This window comes from Pedobacter sp. T50_32 (genome assembly GCF_057652195.1).
The window spans coordinates 79673-102358 of the sequence record NZ_JBYFBY010000003.1 but is presented as its reverse complement, the minus strand read 5'-3'; the positions used below and the strand labels follow the sequence as shown (position 1 = coordinate 102358).

At 36.4% G+C, this 22686-nt stretch carries 25 protein-coding genes; 14 read left to right on the top strand and 11 right to left on the bottom strand.

Features of this window, described 5'->3' with window-relative positions; all coding sequences use genetic code 11:
- The first annotated feature begins 65 nt into the window (after positions 1–65).
- On the top strand, positions 66–788 hold the full coding sequence (gene pgl, locus AC23ME_RS11120; protein WP_487727843.1) for a 6-phosphogluconolactonase: 723 nt from the start codon (positions 66–68) through the stop codon (positions 786–788).
- 171 nt (positions 789–959) lie between these two features.
- Here the strand turns inward: pgl and AC23ME_RS11115 are convergent, their stop codons facing one another.
- The 3 genes from AC23ME_RS11115 to AC23ME_RS11105 form a co-directional block, all read right to left on the bottom strand.
- The gene (locus AC23ME_RS11115; RefSeq protein WP_487727842.1) at positions 960–1841 is read right to left on the bottom strand and encodes a Ppx/GppA phosphatase family protein; all 882 of its coding nucleotides are present in this window, start codon (positions 1839–1841) and stop codon (positions 960–962) included.
- A 1-nt stretch (position 1842) separates the two neighbouring features.
- Positions 1843–3897 carry a polyphosphate kinase 1 gene (ppk1, locus tag AC23ME_RS11110; protein WP_487727841.1) on the bottom strand — a complete coding sequence of 685 codons (2055 nt, stop codon included), beginning with the start codon at positions 3895–3897 and terminating at the stop codon, positions 1843–1845.
- A gap of 215 nt (positions 3898–4112) precedes the next feature.
- The gene (locus AC23ME_RS11105) at positions 4113–4772 is read right to left on the bottom strand and encodes a hypothetical protein (protein WP_487727840.1); all 660 of its coding nucleotides are present in this window, start codon (positions 4770–4772) and stop codon (positions 4113–4115) included.
- 131 nt (positions 4773–4903) lie between these two features.
- On the opposite strand from AC23ME_RS11105, the gene AC23ME_RS11100 reads away from it, so the two are divergent.
- Together AC23ME_RS11100 and AC23ME_RS11095 are read left to right on the top strand one after the other, a co-directional pair.
- Positions 4904–5395: a YajQ family cyclic di-GMP-binding protein gene (locus tag AC23ME_RS11100; protein ID WP_487727839.1), complete on the top strand. Its 492-nt coding sequence runs from the start codon at positions 4904–4906 to the stop codon at positions 5393–5395.
- A 67-nt stretch (positions 5396–5462) separates the two neighbouring features.
- The gene (locus AC23ME_RS11095) at positions 5463–5903 is read left to right on the top strand and encodes a GNAT family N-acetyltransferase (protein WP_487727838.1); all 441 of its coding nucleotides are present in this window, start codon (positions 5463–5465) and stop codon (positions 5901–5903) included.
- Positions 5904–5916: 13 nt separating this feature from the next.
- Here the strand turns inward: AC23ME_RS11095 and AC23ME_RS11090 are convergent, their stop codons facing one another.
- From AC23ME_RS11090 to AC23ME_RS11080, 3 genes are all read right to left on the bottom strand, one after another.
- The gene (locus AC23ME_RS11090) at positions 5917–6879 is read right to left on the bottom strand and encodes a glycoside hydrolase family 43 protein (protein WP_487727837.1); all 963 of its coding nucleotides are present in this window, start codon (positions 6877–6879) and stop codon (positions 5917–5919) included.
- Positions 6880–6918: 39 nt separating this feature from the next.
- Positions 6919–8232 carry a nicotinamide mononucleotide adenylyltransferase gene (locus AC23ME_RS11085; protein ID WP_487727836.1) on the bottom strand — a complete coding sequence of 438 codons (1314 nt, stop codon included), beginning with the start codon at positions 8230–8232 and terminating at the stop codon, positions 6919–6921.
- Positions 8233–8698: 466 nt separating this feature from the next.
- Entirely contained in the window at positions 8699–9133 is a 435-nt protein-coding gene (locus AC23ME_RS11080; RefSeq protein ID WP_487727835.1) for an Hsp20/alpha crystallin family protein, read from the bottom strand.
- Between the two features lie 79 nt (positions 9134–9212).
- On the opposite strand from AC23ME_RS11080, the gene AC23ME_RS11075 reads away from it, so the two are divergent.
- The gene (locus tag AC23ME_RS11075) at positions 9213–9701 is read left to right on the top strand and encodes an acyl-CoA thioesterase (RefSeq protein WP_487727834.1); all 489 of its coding nucleotides are present in this window, start codon (positions 9213–9215) and stop codon (positions 9699–9701) included.
- 40 nt (positions 9702–9741) lie between these two features.
- Complete coding sequence (locus tag AC23ME_RS11070) at positions 9742–10200, top strand: VOC family protein (protein WP_487727833.1); 459 nt, start codon at positions 9742–9744, stop codon at positions 10198–10200.
- On the opposite strand, the gene folB is transcribed toward AC23ME_RS11070, so the two are convergent.
- Positions 10197–10559: a dihydroneopterin aldolase gene (gene folB / locus AC23ME_RS11065; protein WP_487727832.1), complete on the bottom strand. Its 363-nt coding sequence runs from the start codon at positions 10557–10559 to the stop codon at positions 10197–10199. The two genes, AC23ME_RS11070 and folB, sit on opposite strands and share 4 nt — an antisense overlap.
- A gap of 105 nt (positions 10560–10664) precedes the next feature.
- On the opposite strand from folB, the gene AC23ME_RS11060 reads away from it, so the two are divergent.
- The 7 genes from AC23ME_RS11060 (at position 10665) to AC23ME_RS11030 (ending at position 15330) form a co-directional block, all read left to right on the top strand.
- Positions 10665–11855 (top strand): acyl-CoA dehydrogenase family protein, encoded by a 1191-nt coding sequence (locus AC23ME_RS11060; RefSeq protein WP_487727831.1) that lies wholly within the window; start codon positions 10665–10667, stop codon positions 11853–11855.
- A gap of 183 nt (positions 11856–12038) precedes the next feature.
- Positions 12039–12428 (top strand): GxxExxY protein, encoded by a 390-nt coding sequence (locus tag AC23ME_RS11055; protein WP_487727830.1) that lies wholly within the window; start codon positions 12039–12041, stop codon positions 12426–12428.
- Positions 12429–12555: 127 nt separating this feature from the next.
- Positions 12556–12945: an SRPBCC domain-containing protein gene (locus AC23ME_RS11050; protein WP_487727829.1), complete on the top strand. Its 390-nt coding sequence runs from the start codon at positions 12556–12558 to the stop codon at positions 12943–12945.
- 1 nt (position 12946) lies between these two features.
- Positions 12947–13297, top strand: a complete 351-nt coding sequence (locus tag AC23ME_RS11045; protein WP_487727828.1) for a DUF1801 domain-containing protein — start codon at positions 12947–12949, stop codon at positions 13295–13297.
- Between the two features lie 95 nt (positions 13298–13392).
- The gene (locus AC23ME_RS11040) at positions 13393–14133 is read left to right on the top strand and encodes a hypothetical protein (protein WP_487727827.1); all 741 of its coding nucleotides are present in this window, start codon (positions 13393–13395) and stop codon (positions 14131–14133) included.
- 155 nt (positions 14134–14288) lie between these two features.
- Positions 14289–15071, top strand: coding sequence for a hypothetical protein (locus AC23ME_RS11035; protein WP_487727826.1), 783 nt, complete (start codon positions 14289–14291; stop codon positions 15069–15071).
- 43 nt (positions 15072–15114) lie between these two features.
- Positions 15115–15330, top strand: a complete 216-nt coding sequence (locus AC23ME_RS11030; RefSeq protein ID WP_487727825.1) for a hypothetical protein — start codon at positions 15115–15117, stop codon at positions 15328–15330.
- A 58-nt stretch (positions 15331–15388) separates the two neighbouring features.
- Here AC23ME_RS11030 and lysA read toward each other — a convergent pair whose 3' ends face one another.
- A complete protein-coding gene (gene lysA, locus AC23ME_RS11025) occupies positions 15389–16546 on the bottom strand; it encodes a diaminopimelate decarboxylase (protein ID WP_487728309.1) in 1158 nt (385 codons plus the stop codon).
- Between the two features lie 237 nt (positions 16547–16783).
- Complete coding sequence (locus tag AC23ME_RS11020; RefSeq protein WP_487727824.1) at positions 16784–18106, bottom strand: aspartate kinase; 1323 nt, start codon at positions 18104–18106, stop codon at positions 16784–16786.
- Positions 18107–18328: 222 nt separating this feature from the next.
- On the opposite strand from AC23ME_RS11020, the gene AC23ME_RS11015 reads away from it, so the two are divergent.
- Both AC23ME_RS11015 and AC23ME_RS11010 read left to right on the top strand, forming a co-directional pair.
- Positions 18329–20062: a phospho-sugar mutase gene (locus AC23ME_RS11015; protein WP_487727823.1), complete on the top strand. Its 1734-nt coding sequence runs from the start codon at positions 18329–18331 to the stop codon at positions 20060–20062.
- Positions 20063–20168: 106 nt separating this feature from the next.
- Positions 20169–21020 carry an NAD(P)-dependent oxidoreductase gene (locus tag AC23ME_RS11010; protein WP_487728308.1) on the top strand — a complete coding sequence of 284 codons (852 nt, stop codon included), beginning with the start codon at positions 20169–20171 and terminating at the stop codon, positions 21018–21020.
- An 89-nt stretch (positions 21021–21109) separates the two neighbouring features.
- Here the strand turns inward: AC23ME_RS11010 and AC23ME_RS11005 are convergent, their stop codons facing one another.
- Positions 21110–21769, bottom strand: a complete 660-nt coding sequence (locus AC23ME_RS11005; RefSeq protein ID WP_487727822.1) for a CoA transferase subunit B — start codon at positions 21767–21769, stop codon at positions 21110–21112.
- A gap of 70 nt (positions 21770–21839) precedes the next feature.
- On the bottom strand, positions 21840–22541 hold the full coding sequence (locus AC23ME_RS11000) for a CoA transferase subunit A (protein WP_487727821.1): 702 nt from the start codon (positions 22539–22541) through the stop codon (positions 21840–21842).
- Between the last annotated feature and the right edge of the window lie 145 nt (positions 22542–22686).

Below are 22686 nucleotides of genomic sequence, written 5' to 3'. Positions count from 1 at the left end.
AAGGTTGTAAAGTTGTAATGTTAGAACGTTGCAACTTTACAACCTTCTAACATTACAACAACCACATGAAACTAAATATATTCAGCAATCAAGAAGAATTAAACGAGCAACTAGCACAATACGCCATTAAAATTGCGAATGACGCTGTTGCCGAAAAAGGTCGTTTTGATTTTGTATTAACTGGCGGAAGTTCGCCGAAAGGATTATACAAACTATTATCTACCACTTATAAAGACCAAATAGATTGGGACAAAACCTATTTCTTTTTTGGTGATGAGAGAACTGTACTTCCTTTTGAAAAGGATTACAACGGCTTAATGGCTAAAGAAAGCTTTTTCGATAATCTAGAATTGAAGGATGGCCATATTTTTTATGTAGATACCAATTTATCTCCAGAGGAAGCAGCGGCAGATTACAAGCAGAAATTAGATGAGCATTTTGCTGGTGCTCCAATAGTTTTTGATCTGATTTTGCTAGGCATGGGTGATGATGCACATACAGCATCAATTTTCCCTCATACCGATTTGGTGAGCAATCAAGAAGCAACTGTTGCCAGTGTTTGGGTAGAGAAATTAAATACCAATCGTGTGAGTTTAACAGCGCCTTTAATTAATCAGGCTAAACATATTGCTTTCATCACCTTTGGTGAAAATAAAGCACAAGCTTTGGCTAAGGTTTTTGGAGAAGAGAAAGATTACGCTAACTATCCTTCGCAATTAATTCAGCCTATAAATGGTAACTTGCAATGGTTTGTTGACGAAGCTGCTGCTAGTTTAGTGAAGCAGTAACATTGATATTACGTCATTTCGACCGAAGCATAGCGAAGTGGAGAAATCTTTGAAAATGATTATTAAATCCAAAGATTTCTCCACAAGGCCGAAATGACGAAATTAGGCTTAGTAAACGTTTAATACCACATTTCTTTTCCTAAGAACGTCATCCCAGATTTAGTTCGGGAACTACAAATTCTCTTCCATCAACAGATTGATAATCCCATCTACCATTCCTACTTTGGGTACATAAACCTGCTTAATTCCTGCCCATTTCATTACTGTTAAATAAATTTCGCAAGCGGGAATAATTACATCTGCCCTGTCTGGATTAAGTTTCAGTACCGAGATACGCTCTTTCAAAGAGTAGGCATTCAGCTCGTTATACATATTTTTCAGCTTTAAGAACGACAAAGGCAAATCGTCCTTCTCGCCACTCATACGAAACAGTTTATTGATATTTCCGCCAGTACCAATACCAGCAATTTGTTTTAAATCTTTGGTATTCTGCTTAATCCATTCCTTCATATCGTTCCAAGTTTCTTCCTTATCTTGGTTATCCAAAATACGAATGGTCCCTAAATTAAATGATTTTGAAGCAATAGGCTGTCTGTTTACAAATACCGAAAGTTCTGTACTTCCGCCACCCACATCAATATACAAATAGCTCCTTTTGATATCTAGATTCTCTTCGATATGATTAGAATAAATAATGCTTGCTTCGCGTTGGCCTTCCACAATTTCAATATCGATGTTAGCCAATTCTTTTACCTTTTCGATAACCTGCTTGCCGTTTTTAGCCTCACGCATAGCCGATGTTGCACAGGCCAGGTATTCGCTCACATGGTAAACATCCATCAAATTTCTAAAAGCAACCATGGTTTTCACCAAGTCATCAATCTTTTTATCAGATAACTCCTGATCTAAAAAAGCATCGTCGCCCAAACGTAACGGCACACGCACTAAAGTATTCTTCTTGAAACTATTTAAGCGTTCCCCATTTTGGGTGATATCTGCAATTAGTAATCGTACTGCGTTAGAACCTATATCTATAGCGGCGTATCTGAGCATATTATTGATGTTTATTTTTTAGATAACTGTAAGACTGAAATTGTGATCTTACTTTGGTAGCTAATCTATTTTTATGGTACCTGTTATCGTTTGTTTTATTAATGTTTCGAGCTTTAACGTTGTCTTGCAATTGCAAGTCAATGATATCACGTATTTCTTGCTTTACATCAGGATCTAAGATTGGGAAACCTACTTCTACCCTGTGTTCAAAATTACGCGACATCAAATCTGCAGAAGAAAGATACATCTCCTCCTTGCTAGCATTAGCGAAAATGAAAATCCGAGCATGCTCTAAAAATCTATCGATAATACTAATTACCGTGATGTTTTCGCTAAAATCTTTCACTCCCGGAACTAGGCAGCAAATACCTCTTACAATGAGCTTAATTTGCACACCAGCATTGCTTGCTTCGTATAGTTTTTCTACAATACCTTCATCGGCCAAACTATTTACCTTCAAAATCATGTAAGCAGTTTTACCAGCCTTGGCATTTTTAATTTCTCTATCAATTAAGCTGTAAATCTTATTTCTAGAATCAATTGGAGATACAATTAGATGTTTAAAACCTTTAGCAACAGTACGTTTGTTTAAAGCTGCGAATAACTTAACCAGTTCCGAGGTTATTTCTGTCTTAGCTGTAAAAATACTGTGATCGCAATAAATACGGGCAGTTTTTTCGTTAAAATTTCCAGTTGCTAAATTAGCGTAGTAAGTTGTTTTTCTTTTGTCGATGCGCTTAACGAGACAAATTTTAGAGTGAACTTTAAAATCGGTTAAACCGTAATTTACATTCACACCTTCTTCCATTAAACGGTTAGTCCAGAATATATTGGCACTTTCATCAAAACGAGCCTTCAATTCTACCAAGCAGTTCACTACTTTACCATTTTTAGCTGCATTAATCAAAGCGTTAACAACTTTCGAGTTTTCTGCTAATCGGTACAGAGTGATATTTATTTCTGTAACCTTCGGATCAATAGCGGCTTCTCGTAAGAACAATATGATATAATCGTACGACTGATATGGCAAGTGAACCACAAAGTCCTTTTCCGCAATTTTTTTGAACAGACTTTCAGTTCTGTGAAGGTTGTTTAGCTTTAGCGGTGTCATTGGTGGATATTCCAATTCCTTACCACCCACATTCGGAAAGGCGATAAAATCTCCAAAGCGATGGTATTTATTACCTGGAATTAAACCATCTGCACCAACCTTTAATTTACTTACTAAAAAACTCAGCATATCAAAAGGCATATCACTATCGTAAAGCAAACGCATTGGCTTACCTTTCTTCCTTTTATCTATACTTTTACGTAGTTCTTCGATAAATTTATCGCTCACGTTTTTATCAATATCCAATTCGGCATCTCTCGTTAATTGAATTGAGAAGGCCTGAATTTCTTTATAATTAAAAACATAGAAAATATCGTCCAAACAATACTTTATAATGTCTTCTAAAAGGATGATAAATTTTAAATCGTTAGTTTCTGGAAGTACCAAAAATCTAGATATACTATCTGGAAGTTCTAAAATGGCGTATTTTCTGTTCTTTCCAGAATTATTAGATAGCTGAACGAAGAAGTACAGAGCCCTGTCCTTTAATTCGGGGAAAGGCTTGTTTACATCAATCATTATCGGCACCAGATTAGAAAGAATCTTATCTCTAAAATGCTGACGAACAAACTCTCCTCTAGCTACGTTAAGCTGGGTATGATTAAGAATGAAAATACGTTTTTGAGCCAGTTCGGTAATTAAAATATCCTGAAAAAGCGTTTCAAATCGACGCTCGAGCTTTACTACAATGTTTTTTATCTCATCGAGTACTTTCTTAGGATTAAACCCCAATAAAGCTTTTGCCTTCTCGTTTAAATTTACCAATCGGTTTAACGAAGCCACCCTTACACGGTAAAACTCATCGAGGTTAGAAGAAAAAATAGAAAGGAATTTAATCCGCTCAATTAACGGCACATTTTCATCTGCCGCCTCCTGCAACACACGTTCGTTAAAATACAACCAACTTATTTCTCTATTTAAAAAAGGAAGCTTCTTTTTAGCCATTAGGTAAATCAAAAAAAATCCTTAAAAGCGGTTTATTATAACCACAATGAAACATAACTTTTAAAACTATAGATTAAATCTTCTTACCAAAAATTTAATGCTAATTAATAATCTTATGTGTCTATGCAGTTTAGTTTTTAGCCAGCCTTAAAAGGATTTCCAAATTGAAAAAAATAATGTTAAGTTATGATTAATTAAAAGTTAACAAAAATCAATTATTTAACATTGGTCTTTTTAGCAGCAGGGGTTCTTGTAGTTTTGGTTCCAGTTGCCCCAGCTTTTGCAGGTTCTTTTTGAAGAACAGCTTTTGTTGGCGTAGCTTTTTTAACAATCTCTTTAGCTTCCAAAGCTTTATCAGCCACTTTATTAGCAGCTGTTTTTGCTCTTGCAACTACTGGTTTAGCAACGGCTTTCTTAACCGTTGTTGCTTTTGCTACCGGAGCTTTTACAGCTTTGGCTACTTTTTCTTCGGTTTCTAACGCAGCCACTTTTACACTACTTACTATTGGCTTAGTTTTTTTAACTGCTTTTTTAACAATCTTAGTAGCGGCTTTATCTGCCTTGCCAATTAGTTTTGGTGTTTCTTTCTTTATCGCTTTTGTCTTTTTAACTACTGCATTTTTTTTCGATGCTGTAATATCTTCTATCTTGTGCTCAACCACTTCCTTTACCTCTGTAAAGGTTTTGGCTATCTTTTTCGCTACTGTTTTGCTTGCTTTGGCTACATCGGCACCCAAAGCTTCTGCATTGTGTCCCAAGCCTTTTATTGCCTCTAAAAATTTTTCAGTTATACTTTGCTCCAATTGCTTTTTAGCAGCTTTTTTTACCGCCTTTTTAGAAACTTTTTTCGGTGCTTTCGATTTATTGGTTTTCATGCGTTTAGGGTTTTAGAAGGTTAATATAAATCATCCTTAATTTACTACAGATGATGATGGTTTGCTATTTTTTGTGTTTTTTTGTGTTGAAATAAAATTATCAATTCTTTTTATAATTAAAGCACAACAATATGCCAAGTTTCGATATCGTAAGCAAAATAGATGCACAAACACTAGACAATGCAATAAATAATGCTAAGAAAGAGATTTTGAACAGATACGATTTTAATACGTCTAAAAGCACGATCGAATTAGATAAAAAAACAAATCTAATTACTATTGTAACTGAAGATGACATGCGCTTAAAGGCAATTATCGATTCTATTATCTCTCGAATGATGAAACAAAATTTAGACGCAAATAGTTTGGATTTTGGTAAGGAAACCATCGCTTCTGGCAATATGATTAGAAAAGAAATTACCGTAAAAGAAGGAATTGACAGAGAAACTGCAAAGAAAATTGTTGCTAAAATTAAAGATAGCAAACTTAAAGTTCAACCTTCTATGATGGATGACCAGGTACGTGTGCAAAGCAAAAATATAGATGATTTACAAAAGGTAATTCAGTTGTGTAGAGGCGAAGATTTTGGCCAGCCTTTGCAATATATCAATATGAGAAATTAGGTAAATTGCTAAATTGTTTTTTTGTGCAAGCCTGAAAAACTGAACACCGATAACTGCAAACTGAAAAATGGAAATCAAAGAAAACGGATTTATCTTCTCAGACGATCGCAATTTAGTGGATGTTAAAGCAGTGCACCACTATTTAAGTATACAATCTTATTGGGCCAAAGATATTCCTTTAGCCTTGGTGCAACGTTCTTTAGAAAACTCGCTTTGTTTCGGTATCTATAAAGAACAGCAACAAGTTGGTTTTGCCCGTTGGATTACAGATAAAGCTACTTTTGCTTACTTATGCGATGTTTACGTAGAAGAAGATTTTCGCGGTTTGGGTTTATCTAAAAAACTAATGTCATTAATGTTGTTTCATCCAGATTTGCAGGGATTACGCCGTTATCATTTGGCAACATTAGATGCTCATGGCTTGTACGAACAGTTCGGTTTTAAGCCAATCGAAAATCCCGAAAGGCACATGGGTATCGTTTTTAAAGATTTGTACAGCAATCTTTAAGAGCAAAAACAGCCTACAGTTTATTCTTGCTTACACCTTCGTCGGTAATTTTAACGGGATTGATCAACCCTTTTTCATCAAAAGTCATCAAATCGATACAAGTTACCCGATGATTACCATCTTTATCACCTAAAGGTCTACGATGATAAACGATATACCAAGTATCCTTTTTAGCGTTGTGAATTATAGAGTGGTGCCCCGCTCCTGTAGCTACTGCAGGATCTTGCTTTAAAATTTTGCCAATTCTTTTGAACGGACCTAAAGGTGAATCGGAAATTGCATAGGCAACCGAATAATCTGGACCGGTCCATCCGCCCTCGCTCCACATAAAGTAGTACTTTCCATCTTTAATAAACATGAAAGAACCTTCTACATAACCTTCTGGCGTAATTTCCTTAAACGTTGTTCCGTCTTCAAAAGGTACGAAACCTGTAAAATCATCATTTAATTTAGCAATGTTGCAATGTCTCCAACCTCCGTAAATTAAATAATACTGACCATCCTTATCCTTAAACACAAACTGATCAATAGGTTGTGCCTTATTATAAAATTTATCTATTAGCGGCTTGCCCAACAGATCTTTGAAAGGTCCTTCAGGCTTATCTGCTACTGCTACACCAATACCGCCAACTTCATTATCACTTTGGATATCATTCGCTCCAAAAAACAAATAATATTTCCCGCCCTTTTTAGTGATAGACGGAGCCCATATTGCTTTCTTTGCCCATTTTACAGCTGAAGTATCAATAATTCGATCATGCTTCTTCCAAGTAACTAGATCTTTTGATGAAAAAGCATCCATAAAAACCTGCTCTTTATATTTAGCAGAGTAAGTTGGATAAACCCAATACGTTTTACCAAAGATTATTGCCTCCGGATCTGCGTACCAACCTTTAAAAATTGGATTGCCCGATGATTGAGCTTGCGACACCATCGGAATTGCCATTAACAAGTAAATAAATCGTTTTAGTTTCATAGCTGTAAGATAAACAAAAATATTTTGTTTTGCTATTCACTAAACTGTTTTTACTTCTCCTTCCGCATAATCCTTAATATCGGTAATGTAACCATTCATTATTAAGAAATCGAATAAAGGCTTTGCCTCTGGCGACACAGGCATATTTTCGGTTGTAATTACTGTATTACTTTTCTTATCTAAGAATGGATAAGCGAATAACCTCACATTTCTGCTAAACATATCATTAACGTAGCTCAACAAATGGCCAGTGTAGTTTTCGCCGAAATTAGCCGAGTTAAATACAAACTTCAAGTTGTTGATATTGGTAGACATTCCAACACTTTTCGGTCTGCATCTATCCAAATACTTCGCCAATCTATTTTTACGAGTAAAATTAGATACAATCACAAAGTTACCCGTTTTGCACATCTCTTCTGCTCTTTTTGCAACAGCCTCTAAATCAATATCATCTGGCGTCTCTTGTGCAGCAGTTAACACGTTGGTAATTAAAACCTCAATCATTACAATTAAGTTGCTGTCATCAACTTTATTAACTAACTTGAACTGATCTGCAGCTTTGTTAAATAAACTAAAGTTCGGATTAGATTTCTGACCGTACTTGGTACGTAAAATCATTACATCCTTTTTGTAAAGCAAATCTTTAGCTTGTCGAGGGTGCGAATCTGAATCGAAAATAGCGGCAGTAGAAAAATCCTTCACTATAAGGTAAAGGTTAAGCAAAAGGTTGTTAACCTCACCAAAAACCGGACCTTGCACCGAGATCAAGTCAATCTCAACAGAACCAACATTTAGGTTATCAACCAACGATTCGATCATCTTTTTCGGATCGTTTGCGTAGTAAAATGCAGCATAAACCAAGTTCACACCAATCATTCCCAATACACGTTGTTGCATCTGCACATCGGTATCCAACAAACGTACGTGAAAATAAATCTCATTCGGCAAACCGCCTGGTTCGCTCTGAAAGCGCAAACCAACCCAACCATGCGGATCATTTGTACGAGCAAAGTTTAAGGTAGTTACCGTATTAGCAAAGGCGAAAAAGGTTTTATCACTGTGCTTTTCACCTTTCAAACGCTCAATCAACAGCGTGTATTCGTGGTCAAGCATTTTCAACAAACGCGTTTGACTTACATATCTTCCCGAATCTTCGGCGCCGTAAATCTCGTCACTGAAAGTCATATCATAGGCAGATATGGTTTTTGCAACCGTTCCCGAAGCCGCACCAACGTTAAAAAAAGCCCGCGAAACTTCTTGTCCGGCGCCTATTTCTGCAAAAGTGCCGTAAATTTTCGGGTTCAAATTAATCTTAAGTGCCTTACGCTTTATGTCGATGATTTCTTGTTGCATACTGCAAAATTACTAAAAACGATTAAATGGCAAATTTAGGGTTGCAATTTGGTTTGTTTCTAAACTAAACGACTAATTTTATTTGAAAAGCAAAATCCTTAGTGCTGTTATCGGCAGTCGGGCTATTCGTTTCTAGTCCTCGTTTCGCTGCGCTACACTGCGGGCTTTACACTGCTATCCCGTTTAAAACGCATTGCCTTTGCTATTGTTAAATGGTTGCTTGCCTATCTGCAAAGCTGTAGCAAGCTAAACCCGGTAGCAGCGGAAATACTTTTGGTGCAATCGAAAACCTAAAACCAGCGACGTTCACAAAAGATTGGAGCGAATAACGGGACTTGCGGCAAATCGGAATGCAGCTATTGCTTTTCGTAAATTAGATAAAGTGCTAAACAAAACAAGGGCAACATTTTCATGCACCCTTGTAACCTTAAACCAAACCCAATAATGGGCCAATCAAACCATTGTATTATGAAACTACAATTTCTTTATGCTCATCTTTAGCCTGTTCTTTTTTGCCGATGGTGATATTTAAAATACCATTTAAATACTCCGCATTAATTTTCTCTGCATCAATACCTTCTGGCAATACAAATGATCTGGCAAACGATAAATACTCGAACTCTCTACGAGTGTAATTTTTTTGTTCTTCAGTTTGCTCTGCTTTTTTTTCTGCCCAAACAGAAAGGTTATCTTTTTTTAATTCAATTTTAAAATCTTCTTTGTTTAAACCAGGTGCAGCCAACTCAATTTTAAAATGTGTAGGTGTTTCTAAAATATTTACGTGCGGCACTTTATTTACCCCGTAGTTTTTATTTAAGGCATCACTAAACAAAGAATCGAATACGTTGTTAAAGTATGGTGCTGTGTTTCTGGTTCTGTTGTTGAATTTTACTAAGCTCATTTTATATATCTCCTTATTACTTTTTAAATTTTTATTTGATACAAACCTTTATTCAAACAGTATTCCAAACCAAAAAAATATGATTTTCAAGACACTTTGGCGCAAAAAAGAAAAACAAGAAGACAAAAAGTCAGTTTTAGAGATAAAAACCGACGTATTCAAATATAGAACGGAATTAGAGATGCGCTTTACTGATCTAGATATGATGGGACATGTAAACAACGCTATGTACTTTACCTACATGGAAATTGGACGCACCAAATATTGGCAACAAGCTATACAGTGGGATTGGAAAAAAACAGGTGTGGTTATTGGAAAAGCCAGCAACACTTATATTAAACCGCTACATTTAGGTGATAAAGTAAGCATGTACGTTCGTACGTCTCGAATTGGCAACACTAGTTTCGATTTAGAATATATATTGGTTAAAACTAAGAATGGCGAAGAAATCATCTGTAGCAAAGGCAAAACCGTTTGTGTAGTTTATGATTATGAAACAAAAAGTCCGGTTCCAATTCCCGATAGAGAAAGGAACAAAATGATTGCTTTTGAACAACTGGAAAGTTGATTTATGATGTGCAATTTTGTAGAAATAAACAAAATTTAGAATGGCACAAAACAAACTTTTAAGAATGGACAATATTGGCATTGTGGTAGAATCTCTAGACAATGCCATTGCTTTTTTCTCTGAAATTGGTTTAAAATTAGAAGGAAAGGCAATGATAGAAGGCAAATGGGCTGGACAGGTTACTGGTCTAGGTAATCAATCAGTTGAAATTGCGATGATGATTACTCCAGATGGCCACAGCAGAATTGAACTTTCTAGATTCATTACTCCTACCACTGTGTCAGATCATACTACTGCGCCAGTTAATGCGCTAGGATATTTACGTGCTATGTTCACTGTAGAAGATGTTGAAGAACTGGTTGATAGATTAATTGGTCTTGGCGCCTTCCTAGTTGGCGAAATAGTACTTTACGAAAGTTCTTACAAATTATGTTACATCAGATCGGCAGATGGATTATTAGTTGGCTTAGCCCAAGAAATTGGAAAGACTGAAGTTTAATCAGCCTTATAGCTCAATTCTACAAAAGAATGTCCAATTTGACCAGGCATAGGCGGGTTCATCTTCCTAATGCTAACTTTTGCCGTTAGAATAAACGGATAAGCTGTTCTAATCTGCTCCAAGATATTTTTAACTACTGTTTCTAATAACTTTTGTGTTTGCTGCATTTCCTTAAGGATAAAATCATTAAGCACTTCGTAGTTAACCGTTTTGTCAAGGTTTTCTGTATCTTCGTTTTCTGTGCTGAAAGTCACCTCTGCATCTACCATAAACACACATCCTATCAAATTTTCTTCTGGATAAAAGCCGTGGAGTGCATGGCATCTTACATCTTTTAAAGCAATGGTTTGCGTGTACATAATTGTTCTATTTATATCGCAATAATACCTAATTTTTATTTAGGGATTGAGGTATTTTACTAACTTTGAGCATAACCAATTGTAAATCTAAAACCAAAATTTGAAATGAGTAAATCTGCAAGAAAAGACCTTTACGAAGCACCTGATTACTATCTGGTGGACGAACTATTATCTGAAGAGCATCTATTAATACGTGCCTCTGTTAGAGATTGGGTTAAAAAAGAAGTAAGTCCGATTATTGAAGATTATGCACAAAGAGCAGAATTTCCTAGACATCTAATTAAAGGCTTGGGAGAAATTGGTGCCTTTGGACCTACTATCCCCGTAGAATACGGTGGCGCAGGCTTAGATTACACTGCTTACGGTATCATTATGCAGGAAATTGAGCGTGGCGATTCTGGCATTCGTTCTACTGCTTCGGTACAGGGATCACTGGTAATGTATCCTATTTATGCATACGGAACTGAAGAGCAACGTAAAAAATACCTTCCGAAATTGGCTACAGGCGAGTTGATGGGTTGTTTCGGGTTAACGGAGCCAGACCATGGTTCTAATCCAGGCGGTATGGTAAGCAATATCAAAGACATGGGCGATCACTATGTGCTGAATGGTGCAAAAATGTGGATTTCTAATGCTCCGTTTGCTGATATTGCTGTAGTTTGGGCTAAAGATGAGGAAGGCAAAATTAGGGGAATGGTATTGGAACGTGGCATGGAAGGTTTCAGCACCCCAGAAACACATAATAAATGGAGTTTACGTGCATCTGCTACGGGCGAGCTGGTATTCGATAACGTAAAAGTTCCTAAAGAGAACGTATTTCCTGATATCAAAGGTTTGAAAGGTCCTTTGGGATGCTTGAACCAAGCTCGTTACGGCATTGCCTGGGGTGCGCTAGGTGCTGCTATGGATTGTTACGATACTGCCCTGCGTTACTCAAAAGAACGCGAACAATTTGGCAAGCCTATTGGCGGTTTTCAGCTACAACAAAAGAAACTAGCAGAAATGATTACTGAAATTACAAAAGGTCAGTTGTTGGTTTGGCGTTTGGGAGTGCTAAAAAGTGAGAACAGAGCTTCATCAGAACAAATATCAATGGCAAAGCGCAACAGCGTAGAAATTGCTTTGGATATTGCTAGAAATGCCCGTCAGATGTTGGGCGGCATGGGAATTACCGGCGAGTACTCGATTATGCGCCACATGATGAACTTAGAATCTGTAGTAACTTACGAAGGAACACATGATGTACATTTGTTAATTACAGGTATGGATGTTACTGGGATAAATGCCTTCAAATAGCAAAATATCTGTATCAGGATTTTAGGATGAAATGATTTTCATGATAATATTTTATAACAGCCTATCTTAAATCATGAAATAGGCAATTAAATCCAAATCCTATTTATCTAAAAATCTTGTAAATCCTGATGCAGACAATTAATAACCCAAAATCGAATAAATCTTGAAATCCTGATACTGACTATGACTATTGATGAAATTACATACAAGGTAAATGGCTGCGCAATGAAAGTGCATAACACCTTGGGTAGTGTATTTCAAGAAGTAATTTATCAAAGATGCTTGGCTATTGAGCTAAATAAAGCTGGATTAATATATGCTAGAGAAGTTGAACAAACAATTTATTATGAAGATATCGAAGTCGGAATTAGAAGAGCCGACTTTATCATCGAAAATCAAGTAGTGGTTGAACTGAAAGCCGTAACAAATTTGGAAGATGTGCATTTGGCACAAGCAAAAAATTACGTAACTGCTTATAAATTCCCAATAGGTTTATTAATTAATTTTGGAAGTACTAGTTTACAGTTTAAGAAAATCTACAACTCGAATACGAAATATAAGCCTAATCCATAGATATCGGGATTAATTTGATTAAAGGATTTTCATGATTGTTTTTTATAAAAATTATAACAATAAGCATCAAAAAATCCTGTCAATCCCAAAATCTTGTAAATCCTGATACAGACAATTAAATATCCAGATGAAGACATTTAAAAAATACATACTCCTACCCGCTCCTCCCGAGGAAGTTTATTTAGCTTTAACCAAAGCGCAAAGTATCCAGTTATGGACCGGTGCGGAAGTTGAATTTCAAGAAGAGCCAGAAACAGAGTTTTCCCTTTGGGACGGAGATATTGTAGGTAAAAACTTAGAGTTTGAGCCCGACAAAAAAATTGTGCAGCAATGGTACTTTGGCGAAGATAATGAGCCATCAATTGTAACTATCAAACTTCATCCAGATAAGAAAGGTACCTCATTAGAGTTTGTGCAAACCAATATACCCGAAGAAGATTACGAAGAATTTACTGATGGCATTACCGAGTATTATCTTGGTGGATTAATTGATTTCTTCGAAGAAGTAGACTTTTAAAATGCTAAGCGACCTAGATCAGTTCTACTTAAAGCAACAAGAACCTATGCGTAGTTGCATGTTAGGATTGAGAGATATCATTTTAAATGTCGACGAACAGATCACAGCCGAGTGGAAGTATAAATTACCATTTTTCTACCATAAAGGAAAAATGCTTTGTTATTTATGGGTACATAAAAAATATAAACAGCCCTATATCGGTTTTGTAAATGGAGATTTATTAACTGATGAAGATTTATTGGTAGAGAAGCGGGCTAAGATGAAAATTTTGTTGATTGATCCTAAAGAGGATTTACCAATGGAGAAAATTAACACGTTGTTAACGAATGTTTTGCATCTTAGAAATCGTTGATAAATCTCTTTTTAATGAAACGCTCACATATCTTTATTCTTATTTCTAGTTTGTTATTATTAACCACCTCATGCACGAGGTATGTTGTCCCATCAATGCTTGGAAATAATGTACCTTATAAGCAAAAGCCAATGGTGGCAGATAGTATCGCATCTATTATAAGTATAGAGGCTGGCATAGCAAATTCTGCTGGAAAGCTATTTAATGAAGGTACAACAACGTTAGGATATTTGAACGTTAATAGAGGCCATACGTATAAAAATATTAATTTCTCTTATGGCTTATATAGTTATTTGGGAAAGGTTGTTAAGAAGGATTATCGGTCGCCTGTTAACGATAAATATGTTTATCTAGACAACTTCAGTAAAGCCACATCAGCTATTGGCATGCACTCGTCTATAGGTTTTCATACTACCTCCAAAAGAGGAAATACTGATTTTAGAATAATTAATTGGGAAAATACCATAAGCAGAGAGTTTGGCGATTTTTTAAATTTTAGAAAACAGCTATATGGTGATTTAACCTATCGATATCTTTTAATTTCTAATAGTGAAGTTTTATGGACGACAGGTGTTTCTTCCGAAATCATATTTCATCCAAGAAACAACAAAGATTTTAAGCATGCCTTTAAACTTTTTGTTGGGGGCTCACCTCATCTTTCGAAAAGCTTTGATACCGCCTTAAAAAATGGCAGCTCTAGCGACCAAGATAGAACTGAAGATTATGTCGTTAATCTACAATTTAAGTATTTCTTAAAATTCAAAAACTTCAATTTAACTTACCAAACTGATTTAGGAAGTTTTTCAATGGGCTTTGGATTAGGTTACTCATTTTAAGTAATTGGTATAATCTCACTTTTCTTAATAAATTATCATCATAAGGAAAAACGTTAGATGTGCTAATATTTGGTTGAAGCTGAAGAGGATTTACCAATGGAAAAAATTAACATACTGTTAAAGAATGTTTTGTATCTTAGAAAAACTTAACATTAATGAAACGCTTTCAAACTCTTTACGTAGCTGTTATTATTTTTGCTTTACAATCTTGTAACACACCTTCGTATTTTCTTCCGGCTGTTACCGGGAACGACGTTAGTTACCTGCCTAAACCAATGGAAGCCGATTCTGTTAAAAGTAAAATCTATATTAGCGGTAGCTTAGCAGGCATGACATTACCTCATAATTCTGGCAACTTAGATATGGGTTTTCTTAATGTTAGTCGTGGACATACCTTCAAAAATCTAAACTTCGCCTATGGCGCTTATGGCTTTGCTGGAAAAACTTCGGACACCCATACAAACAAAGGTGAAGATCAAATTGCAGAATTCGACGATAAAAACTTTTACGGCGGTGGACTTAGAACGTCCCTAGGATTTTACGACACTTCTGGAAACGCAGAATTTAGACTGCTGAGCTGGGAAAACAGCTTGAGCTTCGAAAATGGATCTTATGCAGATTTCAGAAAGAAATACAGCTCAATCGGCACTCCAGATGTAATAAGCGCCTCAAAAACAGTGATGTACACTACTGGAGCCGCTACAGAAATCATTTGGCACTCCAAAAATAGGCCAGTTAACCAATTTGCATTTAGAATTTTTTACGGTTTTACCGCCGATTTAAATAGTAATTTAAGGCAATCTAATCCAAATCGAGAAATTAATGGAAAAGCGATTGATTTTGCCTTTTTCGTTAAACTCAACAAGTTTTATGGTATTCTTAATGCGGGCGGTAACAAGGGTACAGGGGGCAAATTTAGCTTAGGCTACGCCTTTTAAAACAATTCTAGTTTAAAAAATGTTCCCTAATAAAATCTTTATTATGGGAAAATCATTAGGTGTATTGTTAATAGTAATTGGTTTAATTATGGTGGTATGGAGTGGATTTACCTATACCAAGAAAGAAAAAATTATTGATGCCGGCCCAATAGAAATAAGCGCAGATAGGGAAAAATCGGTAAATTGGCCTCCTTATGTTGGCGGCGTAGCAATGCTTGTAGGCGTTATCGTATATGTTGCCTCAAGAAGAAAACAGTAAATTATGAAAACATTAAGGAATTAAAACTTAAAATTCTTAACTCCTTAATGTTTCAAAACTAATAATCTTCGCTAGTTACAGTTACAATAGCATCACGCAAGTTATAGTTAGATGCCATTACTTCGCCATAAGCTCCTGTACTTCTGATGGCAATTAGATCATTTCTAAAAGCCTCTTGCATAAGCACTTCTTTTCCAAAGCAGTCTGTACTTTCACAAATTGGACCAACAACATCATACTTTACAGCTTCAGCCTTAGCTTTCTGACTTAAATTCTCAATTTGATGATAAGCTTGGTACAAAGCTGGGCGCATTAATTCAGTCATACCAGCATCTAGAACAATAAAATTCTTTTTCTTACCATTCTTTACGTAAAGCACACGACTAATCAATGATGATGATTGACCAACTAATGCCCTACCCAACTCAAAATGCACTTCTTGATGAGGTTTGATTTCCAGAAAATCAGCGAATATTTTAAAGTAAGCCTCAAAGTTTGGAATTTGAGCATTTGGATTGTGATAATCAATTCCTAAACCACCACCAACATTTAGCACCTTAACACTTAAACCCCTGTCTTCAAACCAAGCTGCAAACTCATTTACACGTACACAAAGGTTTTTGTAAACATCCAAATTGGTTATTTGCGAACCGATATGAAAGTGGATACCCACAAATTCCAAATTAGCAGAAACATTTAAAATATCGGCACAAGCTGGCATATCCCACGAGTTGATACCGAACTTATTTTCATCCAAACCTGTAGTAATGTTAGCGTGTGTATGTGCGTCTACGTTAGGATTAATACGAATAGCTACTTTCGCAACCTTACCTTTTTTCTCCGCCAGTTCGTTAATTACCTGCAGTTCTTGCAACGACTCTACGTTAAAGCAGAAAATATCTTGGTCTAGGGCGTAGTTAATTTCTTTGTCAGATTTACCAACGCCAGCAAAAACTACCTTATTATTTGCAAAACCACTTTCAATGGCTTTTCTCACTTCACCGCCACTAACGGCATCAGCGCCAAAACCAACCTGCTTAATCTGTGCCAAAACTTTGTCGTTAAAGTTGGCTTTCATGGCATAATGCACATGAAAACTGTAAACATTAGCAGCCTCGCTACAAACCTTCAATGTTTCTCTCAACAAATTCAGGTCGTAATAATAAAACGGCGTTTCTAAATTCGAAAAATGTGCTATATCTTTATCCGAAAACATAATCTTGAAATTTATACTCCTCTTCTTCCTCATTCTTTTGGCTATCATCTACGTTGGTAATTACATTGATTACCGTCGTGGTAACATTAGCCGCAGAGATTTTGAAAGAAGAATTCGTATCTCAATTGTATTGATATTAATCGTTGTTTTTATTTTTTTCTATTATCGGTAAACTCCTAAATGCCCTAAAGGGGACTTTTTAGACTAAATGTCATCCCCCTTCAGGGGGTTAGGGAGTTACTCAAAAATCCTGTTGTGCAAGCTTCTCAATGCCTCTACCTTATCATCAGTATTAATTAAAAGCGAGATATTGTAAGCACTACCGCCGTAAGAAATCATCCTTACAGGTAAGTGTTTAATCGCATCTAATACTTTAGACGCAAAACCGTGCTTCTCCGCTCCAAAATCGCCAACTACACAAACAATGGTTTGGTTTCTATCCAATTCTACGCTTCCAAAAGAGTTTAGCTCTTCCACAATTTTATCCAAATTATCGGTAAAATCAACAGTTAAAGAAACAGCAACCTCAGAAGTGGTAATCATATCAATTGGTGTTTTGTAACGCTCGAAAACTTCGAATACCTTACGCAAGAAACCATAAGCTAACAACATTCGGCTCGACTGTATTTTGATTGCCGTAATGCCATCTTTAGCAGCAATAGATTTGATTTTGCCTTTCTCGCTCTCTGTGCTAATTACCGTACCAAAAGCTTGGGGTTCCATCGTGTTTAACAAACGAACTGGAATTTTATACTTCTGCGCTGGAAAAACCGATTGTGGGTGTAAAATCTTCGCACCAAAGTATGCTAACTCTGCAGCCTCATCAAACGATAAGTTAGCAATTGGCTTGGTTCCTTTTACAATACGAGGATCATTATTGTGCATTCCATCAATATCAGTCCAAATTTGAACTTCTTCTGCTGAAATAGCAGCACCTAACAACGAAGCAGTGTAATCGCTACCACCACGACGTAAATTATCTATTTCACCAAAGCTATTTCTGCAAATAAAACCTTGGGTAATAAATAAATTATTATCAGGATTTGCTTCCAAAATAGGTGTTAAATTCTCTGTTGTGTACGGAATAACTGGCTCGTTATCCTCATCAATCTTCATAAAATCTAAAGCCGGCAACAATACCGATGGCACACCAATAGATTTCAGATAAACGTGATATAAAGTGGTAGACAATAATTCACCCTGTGCTAAAACTACTTTATCTTCAATAGCTGTAAATACATTGTTCGCTAAAGAAAGTAGGAAGTTGAAATGGTAATCTACAACCTCTTGACCTTGCGCTCTAAAATCGCCATCAACGTTCTCTGGCAATAATTCGGCTACCACTACATCATATTTATCCTTTAAAGTATTAATTAATTCGATGCCCTTCTTCTTATCTTCCTTCAGTAACGCGTTAGAAATTTCTACTAAACTATTTGTAGTACCAGACATTGCCGATAACACTACAATTTGTCTTTCTGCCGGATTAATGATATCCAACAGCGCTTTCATACGTTCTGGGCTACCCACCGAGGTGCCACCGAATTTTAAAATTTTCATTGGTTGTTTTAAGTTTACTTATTCATCCTGAGTTTTATCAGAATGTTTTCATTTTTAAATTATAGGATATAGATTTTTGTTATTATTGTAACGGGTCGTGAAAATAAATAAAAGACTGTTAATTTCAGCTAAATCAATGAAATAAATATCGATTTGTTTACTTTTAACAAACCCATTCGGGAAAAATTTGTATTAATATCGACATTAACCTTATATAACAATATGCAATTAGATCAAACCACCAACGCTACCATACAACAATGGCTTAGCGGCAACTATGATGATATTACCAAATCAGATATTCAGAAATTGATAGATCAAGAAGCTTATACTGAACTCACAGATGCTTTTTATAGGAATTTGGAGTTTGGAACGGGCGGATTGCGTGGAATTATGGGATCTGGCTCTAACCGAGTAAATAAATATACCATTGGTACTGCTACGCAAGGTTTATCTAACTATTTGTTAAAAAAATATCCAGGCGAGAAGATTTGTGTAGCCATTGCCCACGATAGCAGAAATAATTCTGATGTTTTCGCCAAAATTACTGCTGATGTTTTTTCTGCAAATGGAATTAAGGTGTATTTCTTTTCCGCTTTGCGTCCAACACCAGAACTTTCTTTTGCTATCCGCGAATTAGGTTGTAAAAGTGGTGTAATGTTAACTGCATCGCATAATCCGAAGGAGTACAATGGCTATAAAGCTTACGGCGCAGATGGCGGTCAGTTTACCGCTCCTGATGATAAAATGGTGATGGAAGAGGTTGCTGCAATTAAAAGCATTGACGAAGTTAAATTCGAAAGAGTTGAAGCTAATATTGAATTGATTGCTGAAGAAATTGACCGAAAGTATTTAGATAAAATCACGGAACTTTCTGTTTCTCCGGATGCCATTGAGCGTCAAAAAAACTTAAAAATTGTATTCTCTCCTATACACGGCACTGGAATTACTTTGGTACCACCTGCTTTAGCACAATTTGGTTTTACTAACGTGACAATTGTTGAAGAGCAAAGTAAACCAGATGGTAATTTTCCAACGGTAGTTTATCCAAATCCTGAAGAAAAAGAAGCGCTTACCCTTGCTTTGAAAAAAGCTGAAGAAATTGATGCTGATTTAGTTTTGGCAACCGATCCTGATGCCGACCGTGTAGGAATTGCCGTGAAAAATACCGATGGCGAGTTTGTTTTATTGAACGGTAACCAAACCGGAAGCTTGTTAGTTAACTATATGCTAACAGCGTGGCAAGAAAAGGGCAAGTTAACCGGAAATGAATATATTGTAAGTACAATTGTAACTACTCCCTTAATTAAAGCTATTGCTGATGAGAAAGGTGTAGAATATTTCAATACACTTACGGGTTTCAAATGGATTGGCAAAATCATGACGGAACTTTTGGGCAAAAAACAGTTTATTGTTGGTGGCGAAGAAAGCTATGGCTACCTAGTTGGAGATTTGGTACGTGATAAAGATGCGGTGATCTCTTGTGCATTTATTGCAGAAATGACTGCTTTCTACAAAGATAAAGGCAGTAGTTTATACGAAGCGATGATTGAAATGTACGTAAAATACGGCATGTATAAGGAAGATTTAGTGTCTATCACTAAAAAAGGGAAAACTGGTGCGGAAGAAATTAAGGCGATGATGGAGCAATTTAGGAACAACCCTCCTGCTACTTTGGGTGGTTCACCAGTAGTGACTTTGAAAGATTACGAGTTAAATAAAGTAACTGACATTAAATCTGGTTTTAGCGAAGAATTGGGCTTTCCTAAATCGGATGTGTTGCAGTTCATTACCGAAGATGGCAGTATCATTTCTGCTCGTCCGAGTGGTACAGAGCCTAAAATCAAGTTTTATTGCAGCGTAAATGAACCCTTAGCAAGTACTGCAGAGTTTAAAGCTACGGAGCAAAAACTAAACGAGAAGATAAAAACTATTATGAGCGATTTACAAGCTTAAAAATCACTAAAAGACTTACGAAGTTTCAAAACTTCGTAAGTCTAAAATTACACCGCCTTATAAATTTAGTCCAGTTTGAGATAAAAATTATAAGGCTTTTTTATTTATAAACACAATGAACAATACAAAATTAGGTTGGATAGGTTTAGGTAACATGGGCAATCCGATGGCGAAAAACCTTTTGAAAGCAGGTTATGATTTATCGGTATATAATCGCTCTGCCGAAAAAACAGAAGATTTCAAAGCAAGTACCAAAGTTTGCCAGAGCATCGGCGAATTAGTTCAAAATAGTGATGTCATTTTCACCATGCTAACCAATGATGCTGCTGTAAATCAAGTTTATCAGGAAATATCAAAAGAAGAGCTTAACGGAAAGTTACTTATAGATTGCAGTACCATTTCCCAAGAATGTTCCCTTGCAAATGCTCAACTCATAAAAGCTAAAAATGCGGGTTTTATAGACGCTCCTGTTGCTGGAAGTACAATGCCTGCAAAAGAAGGAACGCTTATTATCATGGCAGGTGGTGATGAGAAAGATATCCAAAGAGCTCAGCCTTACTTCGATAGGTTAGGGAAATTAACAAAGCACTTGGGTGCAAATGGAAGTGGTATCGCTGCAAAGCTTTCCATCAACTATTTCTTATCTTTAATTTACCAAGGACTGGCGGAAACGGTTTTATTTTCAGAGAAATTGGGATTGGAGCGCAAAGATATGCTCGAAATCATAAATGAAAGTGCTTGCGGAAATGGCGCTACTAAAGTTAAAACATCGTTGCTGATTAATGACAGTTACCCTGCAGCTTTTGCTTTAGACTTAATGCTGAAAGATATTTTATTAGCACAAAAAGCTGGAGCCAATTTCCCTTTATCGCAAGTAATGATTGATACTTATCAAGATGCGCATAATAAAGGATTAGGGAAAAATGATGTGATTGGGATTATAGAGGCGTTGAAATAAGGATTTTTGTCATTCTGAACGTAGTGAAGAATCTGTTTTTAGTCAGGATTTATAGATTCTTCGCTAAGCTCAGAATGACAAGTAGTTTATTAACCAGCTACCATTTCTGGCACATCATCATCTGCATACAACTTACCCGCAGTAGCTTTTCTAATTTCATCTACACTTACGCCAGGTGCTCTTTCCAAAAGTTTAAATCCACCTTCTGGTAAAACATCAAATACACCCAGTTCAGTTACAATTTTCTTAATACACTTTACTCCTGTTAACGGCAGAGTACAAGATGGCAACAACTTGCTCTCTCCTGCTTTGTTCACATGCTGCATAGCAACTATGATATTCTTTGCAGAAGCTACCAAATCCATTGCACCACCCATTCCCTTCACCATTTTTCCTGGAATTTTCCAATTGGCGATATCTCCATTTTCAGAAACTTCCATGGCTCCTAAAATCGTCAAATCAATTTTTTGAGCTCTTATCATCCCAAAGCTCATAGCTGAGTCGAAAATAGACGAGCCTGGCAACGTAGTGATGGTTTGCTTACCCGCATTAATCAAATCAGGATCTTCTTCTCCCTCAAAAGGAAAAGGTCCCATCCCTAATAAACCATTTTCAGATTGCAGTACCACGTTAACTCCTTCTGGAATGTAATTGGCCACCAAAGTAGGGATACCAATACCTAAGTTAACGTAATAACCGTCTTTTATTTCTTTAGCGATACGTTTCGCAATACCATTTTTGTCAAGCATTCTATTGTTTTTTGACCACAAAGGCTCGGAGAACACAAAGTGGATTTAGATAGTCTTTGTTCTTTTGTTCTTATTCTTTGCTCCTCACCGTGCGTTGCTCAATACGTTTCTCGTAATCCTTACCCTGAAAAATTCGGTGGACGTAAACGCCAGGCGTATGAACATGATCAGGATCTAATTGTCCAACTTCTACTAGTTCCTCTACTTCTGCAATGGTTACCTTGCCAGCCATAGCCATTACCGGATTGAAATTTCTACTGGTAGAACGGAAAATCAAATTCCCTGCGGTATCACCTTTCCAAGCTTTCACAATGGCAAAATCAGCATCAAATGCGTATTCCATCAGGTAATCTTTACCATTAAAGTTCCTAATTTCTTTACCTTCGGCAACTTCAGTACCTACGCCTGCGGGCGTAAAAATAGCTGGCATACCGTAACCAGCAGCCAAACAGCGAGTAGCTAAAGTTCCTTGAGGAATTAACTCCACCTCTAGCTCTCCACTTAGCAACTGGCGTTCAAATTCTGCATTCTCGCCGACATAAGAAGAAATCATTTTCTTTACTTGACGTTGCTTTAACATCAAGCCTATACCGAAATCATCTACGCCTGCATTATTAGAAATACAAGTTAAATCCTTCGATCCTTTTTTTACCAAGGCAGAAATACAGTTTTCTGGAATACCGCATAGGCCAAATCCGCCTAGCATTAAAGTTTTCCCGTCGGTAATATCAGCTATTGCCTCATCGGCATTTGCTACAACTTTATTGATCATATTTGGTCTGTTTCCCGAATGTTCGGGACTAGTTTGGGCTAAAATAGGATTTCTTTACTGCTTTACAAAAGCAAAATCGCAGCTATAGTGATGTAAAAAATACACTAAGAAGAAGCCATAAATACATAGATTTATTTGGTTAACA

What these genes read in the sequence shown, in the direction of transcription:
- pgl (WP_487727843.1), top strand. Translation starts at nt 66, where the DNA reads ATGAAACTAAATATATTCAGCAATCAAGAAGAATTAAACGAGCAACTA.
- AC23ME_RS11115 (WP_487727842.1), bottom strand. Translation starts at nt 1,841, where the DNA reads ATGCTCAGATACGCCGCTATAGATATAGGTTCTAACGCAGTACGATTA.
- ppk1 (WP_487727841.1), bottom strand. Translation starts at nt 3,897, where the DNA reads ATGGCTAAAAAGAAGCTTCCTTTTTTAAATAGAGAAATAAGTTGGTTG.
- AC23ME_RS11105 (WP_487727840.1), bottom strand. Translation starts at nt 4,772, where the DNA reads ATGAAAACCAATAAATCGAAAGCACCGAAAAAAGTTTCTAAAAAGGCG.
- AC23ME_RS11100 (WP_487727839.1), top strand. Translation starts at nt 4,904, where the DNA reads ATGCCAAGTTTCGATATCGTAAGCAAAATAGATGCACAAACACTAGAC.
- AC23ME_RS11095 (WP_487727838.1), top strand. Translation starts at nt 5,463, where the DNA reads ATGGAAATCAAAGAAAACGGATTTATCTTCTCAGACGATCGCAATTTA.
- AC23ME_RS11090 (WP_487727837.1), bottom strand. Translation starts at nt 6,879, where the DNA reads ATGAAACTAAAACGATTTATTTACTTGTTAATGGCAATTCCGATGGTG.
- AC23ME_RS11085 (WP_487727836.1), bottom strand. Translation starts at nt 8,232, where the DNA reads ATGCAACAAGAAATCATCGACATAAAGCGTAAGGCACTTAAGATTAAT.
- AC23ME_RS11080 (WP_487727835.1), bottom strand. Translation starts at nt 9,133, where the DNA reads ATGAGCTTAGTAAAATTCAACAACAGAACCAGAAACACAGCACCATAC.
- AC23ME_RS11075 (WP_487727834.1), top strand. Translation starts at nt 9,213, where the DNA reads ATGATTTTCAAGACACTTTGGCGCAAAAAAGAAAAACAAGAAGACAAA.
- AC23ME_RS11070 (WP_487727833.1), top strand. Translation starts at nt 9,742, where the DNA reads ATGGCACAAAACAAACTTTTAAGAATGGACAATATTGGCATTGTGGTA.
- folB (WP_487727832.1), bottom strand. Translation starts at nt 10,559, where the DNA reads ATGTACACGCAAACCATTGCTTTAAAAGATGTAAGATGCCATGCACTC.
- AC23ME_RS11060 (WP_487727831.1), top strand. Translation starts at nt 10,665, where the DNA reads ATGAGTAAATCTGCAAGAAAAGACCTTTACGAAGCACCTGATTACTAT.
- AC23ME_RS11055 (WP_487727830.1), top strand. Translation starts at nt 12,039, where the DNA reads ATGACTATTGATGAAATTACATACAAGGTAAATGGCTGCGCAATGAAA.
- AC23ME_RS11050 (WP_487727829.1), top strand. Translation starts at nt 12,556, where the DNA reads ATGAAGACATTTAAAAAATACATACTCCTACCCGCTCCTCCCGAGGAA.
- AC23ME_RS11045 (WP_487727828.1), top strand. Translation starts at nt 12,947, where the DNA reads ATGCTAAGCGACCTAGATCAGTTCTACTTAAAGCAACAAGAACCTATG.
- AC23ME_RS11040 (WP_487727827.1), top strand. Translation starts at nt 13,393, where the DNA reads ATGCTTGGAAATAATGTACCTTATAAGCAAAAGCCAATGGTGGCAGAT.
- AC23ME_RS11035 (WP_487727826.1), top strand. Translation starts at nt 14,289, where the DNA reads ATGAAACGCTTTCAAACTCTTTACGTAGCTGTTATTATTTTTGCTTTA.
- AC23ME_RS11030 (WP_487727825.1), top strand. Translation starts at nt 15,115, where the DNA reads ATGGGAAAATCATTAGGTGTATTGTTAATAGTAATTGGTTTAATTATG.
- lysA (WP_487728309.1), bottom strand. Translation starts at nt 16,546, where the DNA reads ATGTTTTCGGATAAAGATATAGCACATTTTTCGAATTTAGAAACGCCG.
- AC23ME_RS11020 (WP_487727824.1), bottom strand. Translation starts at nt 18,106, where the DNA reads ATGAAAATTTTAAAATTCGGTGGCACCTCGGTGGGTAGCCCAGAACGT.
- AC23ME_RS11015 (WP_487727823.1), top strand. Translation starts at nt 18,329, where the DNA reads ATGCAATTAGATCAAACCACCAACGCTACCATACAACAATGGCTTAGC.
- AC23ME_RS11005 (WP_487727822.1), bottom strand. Translation starts at nt 21,769, where the DNA reads ATGCTTGACAAAAATGGTATTGCGAAACGTATCGCTAAAGAAATAAAA.
- AC23ME_RS11000 (WP_487727821.1), bottom strand. Translation starts at nt 22,541, where the DNA reads ATGATCAATAAAGTTGTAGCAAATGCCGATGAGGCAATAGCTGATATT.